This is a genomic window from Chryseobacterium sp. FW101-FHT12H09 (assembly GCF_058790395.1).
This window is the reverse complement of record NZ_JBYTCP010000003.1, coordinates 1,046,306-1,053,609: the sequence shown is the minus strand read 5'-3', so window position 1 is coordinate 1,053,609 and position 7,304 is coordinate 1,046,306. Positions and strand designations below refer to the sequence as shown.

Here is a 7,304-nt window from a genome sequence, read left to right as displayed (position 1 = left end):
GTCGGGGCGGCAGGATTCGAACCTGCGACCTCCTGGTCCCAAACCAGGCGCGATGACCGGACTACGCTACGCCCCGAAAATGATAGTCGCGGAGAGTAAGGGATTCGAACCCTTGGTACCGTTTCCAGTACGCATGTTTAGCAAACATGTCCTTTCGGCCTCTCAGGCAACTCTCCTGTTATAACGTTTTTTGAATGATCGTTGTTCCGTTATTGCGAGTGCAAATATAGAATAGATTTCTTTATTTACCAAATAAATTTCAAGAAAATTTTACGTATTTTTGAGGGTAATAAATGATTAAAAATTTCGACTAATGCGTAAAACATTATATATCATCGGATTAAGTGCTTTTGTTTTTTCTTGTACCCCTCAAAAGAATGTTAAGAAAAGTACATACAAACCAAAAAATCCAGTGACACAACCAAAAACGGTAGTAAAAACACCTGCTACTGAAAAGCCAAAACCACAAATTACCAATGACCGCGGAGTAGAATTTTTCACCACCAATATCGCCGATCCAACGAAGAATGATAATACGGCTAGCTACGGTTCAATTGTCTCTGCAAAACCTGGAGGATATAAGGTTGTAAAAACATACTTTCCGGCTGTTGCTCAAAATTTCAGACAAAAATATTTAATACTGCATTATACGGCTTTACCGGACGATAAATCGATCATGGTTCTAACACAGCAGACTGTAAGTGCTCACTATTTGGTTAATAATACCGGAGATAATGAGATCTATCAATTGGTAGATGAAAATAAACGTGCTTATCATGCCGGAATAAGCTCTTGGAGAAGTGACAAAAATCTGAATGATAACTCAATTGGAGTTGAAATCGTCAACATGGGATATACAACTGATGCTGCAGGGAAAAGAACTTTTGCGCCATTTAGTGATGAGCAGGTAAGAAAGGTTGCTGCTTTAGCAAAAGATATTGTGGTTAGATATCAGATTCCTGCAACCAATGTATTGGCGCATTCCGATATTGCGCCCACAAGAAAGCAGGATCCGGGACCAATGTTTCCATGGAAAAAACTATATGACGAATATCAGATAGGAATGTGGTATGATGAGGCAGCAAAACAAAGTATCTTTGAATTAGCGCAACTTGATTTCCAGACCCGATACAATGAAGCTTCATTTATCTTTTTAATTCAGACAGCATTTCAGAAATTTGGATATGGAATAGAGTTGAGTGGAGCATGGGATGATGCGACAAAAAAAACAATTGAAGCCTTTCAGTATCATTTCCGTCCACAAAACTATGATGGAATTATGGATGCCGAAACATGGGCCATATTGCAAGCTTTGAATCAGAAATATCCTGTAAAATAAAATTTAAAGCGCATCCGATAACGATGCGTTTTTGCTATATTTAAACGATAAAAAAATAAAAAATCTGTAATGGAAAATTTCAGAAAAGAAAGCGATTTGCTGGGAGAACTTAATGTACCGGTAGATGCTTATTATGGAGTGCAAACCCAAAGAGCGATCGATAACTTCAAAATTTCGGGACAGCTTCTTTCTTCATACCCTGACTTTATTAAAGGATTAGCTTTTGTGAAAAAAGCGGCAGCTAAAACGAATTACGAATTAGGTCTATTGGAAGAAGACCTGTATTTCAAAATCGCAGAAACCTGTGATGAACTTATAGATGGAAAACTTCATGAACAGTTTCCTGTAGATATGATTCAGGGTGGCGCAGGAACTTCAATAAACATGAATGCCAATGAAGTAATTGCTAACAGAGTTTTAGAGAAATTAGGTAAAAATAAAGGGGAATATCAGTTCTGTTCACCCAACGACCATATCAATCTTTCTCAGTCGACAAACGATGCATATCCTACTGCTATAAAAATGGGACTTCTGCGTATGAACGTAGGATTAGTTGAAAGACTTGAGAAAATTGTAAATGCTTTTCGTGTAAAAGGACAGGAATTTCAGGATGTTATAAAAATGGGAAGAACGCAGCTTCAAGACGCTGTTCCTATGACTTTGGGACAGGAGTTTGAAGCTTTTGCTGCCAATCTTGAAGAAGATATTTCTAAATTGAATAACAACGCTGACCTTTTTGTTGAGGTTAATATGGGAGCTACAGCAATCGGTACAGGAATCAATGCTCCGATTGGATATGCTAGTCTTTGTGCTAAAAACCTAGCTCAGATTACAGGTTTTCCAATTGTTTCTGCTCCAAATTTAGTAGAAGCTACTCCTGATACAGGTTCTTACGTGATCTACTCGTCAGCGATGAAACGTCTTGCTTTAAAATTATCAAAGATCTGTAATGATTTGAGATTGCTTTCTTCAGGGCCAAGAGCTGGGCTTTTTGAGATCAATCTGCCGCCAATGCAACCAGGATCATCTATTATGCCTGGGAAAGTAAATCCGGTAATTCCTGAGGTGGTTAATCAAGTCTGTTTTAAAGTAATCGGGAACGATCTTACAGTGACCTTTGCTGCAGAAGCAGGACAATTACAGCTGAATGTAATGGAACCTGTACTTTCTCATGCGATCATGGAAAATATTAATTTCCTCTCCAATGCGTTAGATACCCTTCGTGATAAATGTATCGTTGGTATTACAGCCAATAAGGAAGTGTGTTTAAATATGGTGAAACACAGCATCGGTATTGTAACCGCTCTTAATCCTTATATTGGATATAAGAAATCAACGGAAATTGCCAAAGAAGCATTAGAAACAGGAAAAAGTGTATATAATTTAGTGTTGGAAAAAGGAGTTCTTACTCAGGAAAAACTGGATGAGATTCTTGATCCTAAAAATATGCTGATGCCTCATAATAAATAATATTTTTGCAAATCTGTAACAGATAATAATACAAAAGGTCTTCACTTGAATCACAGTGTTTTTTAAGTGAAGATCTCTATAATACATGATAAAAAATTGAGGTTTTTAATTGTAATTCCGGCACACAACGAAGAGGATAATCTTCCATTTACTTTAGATTCTTTACAACAGCAGCGTTATAAAGATTTTAAGGTTGTGGTCAGTAATGATGGTTCTACAGACCGGACTTCTGAAATCATAAAAAAATATACTGATAATGATTCCAGGTTTGAAACTGTAAACCTCCAGAAGTCGGCACATCAGCCAGGTTCTAAAGTAGTGAATGCTTTTAAGAAAGGTCTGGAAACACAGAGTCCTGATGCCTTTGACATCATTTGTAAGTTTGATGCTGATATTATTTTGTCCGAAAACTATCTTGAAACAATAGAAGAAGCCTTCAGAAATAATCCGAAATATGGTTTGATAGGAGGTTTGTTATATGTGGAAAAAGATGGTGAATGGGTGTATGAAGGGAATTCAAATAAAAATCATGTGAGAGGACCTATGAAAGCCTATAGAAAAGAATGTTTTCAAGCGATGGGAGGGTTAAGGGAAACATTAGGCTGGGATAATATTGATTCCATATTACTGGAAAATCTAGGTTGGAAAGAGATCGTTTTACCAGAATTAAAAGTGAAATTAATCAAAGTTAAGGGCGCTGATTACACGGTAAAGGAATTTGATTATTATGGAAGGTATTTTTATTTTTTAGGGCTGAACAGGTTTCTTGCTTATATCGCATCTTCGAAGGAAGCGATGAAAAGTAAATCAATTCCTTTTTTCTTTAAGATCATTAAAACATATGAAGACTGCAGGTCGAAGAAATTGGAACTGAAGATCAGTAAAGATGAACAGCGAGTTATCAACAGCCAACGCTGGAAAGCTTTAAAAAAGAAATGGTTGGGGATTTAAAATTCAAATCATCAGTATAAATTCATTTATATCAATAGCAACGGATTTTAGTTGAAATAAAATACTTTGAAAAATATAGCCTACATAGAAATAGACACTCACACTGAAATTGCACAGGCTTTCATGGATATTATGAAAGACTCAGAGCAGTTTTCAGTCGATTATTATTTTTCAAAAAAAATCAAAGATCAGATCAGAGAAGATGGTGAGGCTGTTTTTTTATCAGACAGTTCGATGATAGGTGATCAATTGAAAGAAAAAAAATATGACCTTATTATTATCGGAACTGTACACCGTTATTTTAATACTTTTCTGACGATTGTTCAGAAATACAATGCCGCTGTTATTACCCATAATCTCAACTTTGCTCAGTCTTCAAAATTTGGTTTAATAAAAAGTATTTTCAAAGAAGATGTTATGTATAGGCTTAAATTATGGTGGAAAGAAAGTTTGGTTTATTCTTCAAAAGTTTATAAGCGGGCAAAACATCTATTGGTTCTTGATCATGAATTGTCTTCAGAAGCATATAACTTTCTACCTCTTTTTTATACGGTCGATTTTGATAAAACTCAAAGTAATGATCTGATAATTGTTATTCCAGGGGGAGTTTCACAGAGAAGGAGAGATTATCAGCATGTTTTTAAAACGATTCAAGATCTTAATGCTGCTCAGAAATGTTCCTTTATATTTCTTGGAAAATCTGAGGGTGAAGAATTGGAGATTCTTGACGATTTATCTCAAAACCTATCCGAAAATAGTACAATACACTATTTTAAAGAGAGGGTGTCAGGGGATGATTATGAAAACTGGATGCGGAAAGCGGATGTATTATGGTGTCCGATCCAACAGGAGACAGCGTTTTTCAGTCAGAAAGAATTTTATGGAAAAACTAAAATGACAGGAAATATAGGCGATGCTATTAAATATGGTAAGCTGGCAGTTTTCCCCAAAGATTATCCATCACAATTAGATTTTATAATTCCCGAAAAAGAAAATGTCATTGAGCAGTTCCAACAGCTTAAAAGCCAAAGTTTTGATTTTCAAAAAAACTATGGTAAAAAGAATGTTCAGGCAACTCTGGAGAAAGTATTAAATAGTCTTATTTAAATTTAAAAATACCTTTAATAAAAGTCTTATTCAGATAATCTTCAAGAGGAAATATTTTCGTGAAGTAATTCCCAATATAAATCAATATCAAAACAACTGCCGGCTTATAGAATAAATTGATGAGGTTATTGTTGAATGTAGGTAAAACAATAGCTATGGTGATCGCTAGCGTGCAAATGATGGAAACAAAGATCATCTCAATACTTAGTGGTGAAACTTTAAACATAAAGTAGTTGAAAGCAATTTTAATCACGTTGTAGGTAGTTAATGAAATGGCCGTCGACAAAGCAATTCCAATTAACTTTAAGTCTGTGTTTTTAATAAAATAATAGTTCAAACCTATTGTTAATCCTGCTAGTAGAAGCATTACCAGAATATTGAAACGGTAATATTTTGAAAGAGAAATAATATTTCCATTAAATCCTGTTGCCAGGTCCACTAAAACAGCCGATCCCCAGATCCATACAACAGGCTCATATTCTCTCAGCATAATCCCATTTTTAGGCATAAACTGAGTGAGAAAAGGAAAGCCAACCATGATACATGAAAACAGTACGGCACCCAAAAAATATAAAGATAAAGATGTCTTTTTATGGAATCGGTCTAATTCTTCCATATCTCCCTCTGCAAGCGTTTTGCTGATAATCGGTGCTGAAATATTGAACAGTCCTAATTGCGGAATAGAGATCAATGAGATTAGGGCGTAGATAACCGCATAAACACCATTTTCTTCCATTCCCATGAATTCACCGATCATAAAACTGTTGATCGCAAGATAGTTCCCAAAAGTCCCTAAAAAGCCAAAAAAACTATAGTTTGAAAACTCTTTCCAGAAGTTGTTTTTTTTGAAATAATCTGTGCTAAAATCTAACCTGATTTTTTCTAATCTATTCGTGTAATAAATATATCCAAAAAGCATTAATGCAAATATTCCAAAGAAAAATGCGAAAGCTATTTTTTGTGATAAAAGGAGATAGGAAAAAATGCAGAAAGCCCCTAAATTAGCTATTTTAGGAAGAAGGTTGTCAAAAACATTAGAAACAACAATTCTCTTATAATTTGAAATATATTTATTGAAAATGGCACAAAGTGACAGTATTAAAACAAGTGGTAAAATAATTTGCTTACTCTTCCAGGCTTCCAGTTTAATAAATTTTGGATATAAGAAAGGTATTAAAAAGAAAACAATACAAAATATGATAAAACTGATCAGTATGGTAAGTAATGATAAGGAAAGCATATTTTGCTTTTTACCATCTTTTTCCAGTCTGTGAAAAAACTTAACATTTGAATATGAGATCCCCAGTACAACAAAAGGGACAAGCATTTCTGCTGTAGACAGAATGTAGCGTAGCTTTCCGTAAAATTCAAAATTACTCGGAAAGATAAAGATAGCTGAAACGGTACCCAACAAGAAACCAATATAACCAATAATGGAATATTTGAATCCCTGTCTTGCTACTACACTCATAAAGATATTTTAATAGGTTTTTGGTATAAAAATAATATTGTTGATATACGCTGTTTTGTTTTTTTCGTCGCTGGTGTTGCTTACTAAAATTTCTTCAGTCAGTTTTTCAAGCTTAAAATGAGTACGGTTTAAATAACGCGCCTCATATCCCCAGCTTTCAACTTCAGAGATCTCTTCCCAAATAGGTTTTTCATGATGCCTCTGTTCCATTTCTACCATAAGAGTGGGTAGAAATTGCTGGATGGTTTTTTTACCGCCTAAAAGCGTTTTCATTTCATTTCCTTCAACATCTATTTTAATGAAATCCAGTTTTTGGAGGTTTTCTTTCGTAGCCCAATCATCCAGTTTTGTTACTGTTACTTTTTCAGTATAGCTTCTTTCCTCACCTTTTTCTTTATACGAAGTGTTAAGTGTTCCTCGTGAAGCAACCATTTTGCCATTGATGATGGGAACTTTAAATTCCGCAGTTGTATTTTCATCAGAAAGGGCTAAAGAAAGAATCTTCATAGAAGGAAAAAGTCTCTTTAAACGGGTGAATAATTTTTTATTAGGTTCAAAAGCATAAATATGCTGATGGTTCAGCTTATTTTGCAATTGATACAAAAAAGTTCCAACATTGGCGCCAATATCCAGGATCACTGCATTTTCAGATAAATATTCTTTGATCCACACCAATTCCGGCTCTACATTTCGTGCCGAAAAGTTATCTTTTGAAAGATTGTGTAAGCTTTTAAAATATCTACTTTTATAAAAACTTGGACTTATATATTGTAAGTTTTCTGCAATTCTTTGGTATAAAGACATCCTTGATTATTTGACAGTGAGCAAAGATAGTCAAAAATGTTAAATATGTGTTAAAATATTAAAATCGTAATGCATTGATTTTCAAGAGATATTCTAAATATTATTTTCGAATGGAATATGGGTTGAATATTCTTAAAAATCAGCATTCTTTAAGGATAATCA

The 7,304-nt window shown here is 34.5% G+C and carries 6 protein-coding genes and 2 tRNA genes; 4 read left to right on the top strand and 4 right to left on the bottom strand.

Going from position 1 to position 7,304, the window contains the following annotated elements; genetic code table 11:
• Position 1: 1 nt before the first annotated feature.
• Together AC3WRL_RS15600 and AC3WRL_RS15595 are read right to left on the bottom strand one after the other, a co-directional pair.
• A tRNA-Pro gene (locus AC3WRL_RS15600) sits at positions 2-76 on the bottom strand.
• Between the two features lie 13 nt (positions 77-89).
• Positions 90-176: transfer RNA gene (locus tag AC3WRL_RS15595), tRNA-Ser, on the bottom strand.
• A gap of 137 nt (positions 177-313) precedes the next feature.
• On the opposite strand from AC3WRL_RS15595, the gene AC3WRL_RS15590 reads away from it, so the two are divergent.
• From AC3WRL_RS15590 to AC3WRL_RS15575, 4 genes are all read left to right on the top strand, one after another.
• The gene (locus AC3WRL_RS15590) at positions 314-1,339 is read left to right on the top strand and encodes an N-acetylmuramoyl-L-alanine amidase (RefSeq protein ID WP_261512947.1); all 1,026 of its coding nucleotides are present in this window, start codon (positions 314-316) and stop codon (positions 1,337-1,339) included.
• Positions 1,340-1,408: 69 nt separating this feature from the next.
• Positions 1,409-2,809 carry an aspartate ammonia-lyase gene (gene aspA, locus AC3WRL_RS15585; RefSeq protein WP_214827210.1) on the top strand — a complete coding sequence of 467 codons (1,401 nt, stop codon included), beginning with the start codon at positions 1,409-1,411 and terminating at the stop codon, positions 2,807-2,809.
• A gap of 96 nt (positions 2,810-2,905) precedes the next feature.
• Positions 2,906-3,760 carry a glycosyltransferase family 2 protein gene (locus AC3WRL_RS15580; RefSeq protein WP_261512944.1) on the top strand — a complete coding sequence of 285 codons (855 nt, stop codon included), beginning with the start codon at positions 2,906-2,908 and terminating at the stop codon, positions 3,758-3,760.
• A gap of 66 nt (positions 3,761-3,826) precedes the next feature.
• On the top strand, positions 3,827-4,867 hold the full coding sequence (locus tag AC3WRL_RS15575; protein WP_214827205.1) for a hypothetical protein: 1,041 nt from the start codon (positions 3,827-3,829) through the stop codon (positions 4,865-4,867).
• Here AC3WRL_RS15575 and AC3WRL_RS15570 read toward each other — a convergent pair.
• Together AC3WRL_RS15570 and AC3WRL_RS15565 are read right to left on the bottom strand one after the other, a co-directional pair.
• Entirely contained in the window at positions 4,860-6,338 is a 1,479-nt protein-coding gene (locus tag AC3WRL_RS15570; protein ID WP_492330690.1) for a lipopolysaccharide biosynthesis protein, read from the bottom strand. The two genes, AC3WRL_RS15575 and AC3WRL_RS15570, sit on opposite strands and share 8 nt — an antisense overlap.
• A 9-nt stretch (positions 6,339-6,347) precedes the next feature.
• Complete coding sequence (locus tag AC3WRL_RS15565; RefSeq protein ID WP_492330689.1) at positions 6,348-7,142, bottom strand: FkbM family methyltransferase; 795 nt, start codon at positions 7,140-7,142, stop codon at positions 6,348-6,350.
• Positions 7,143-7,304: the final 162 nt, after the last annotated feature.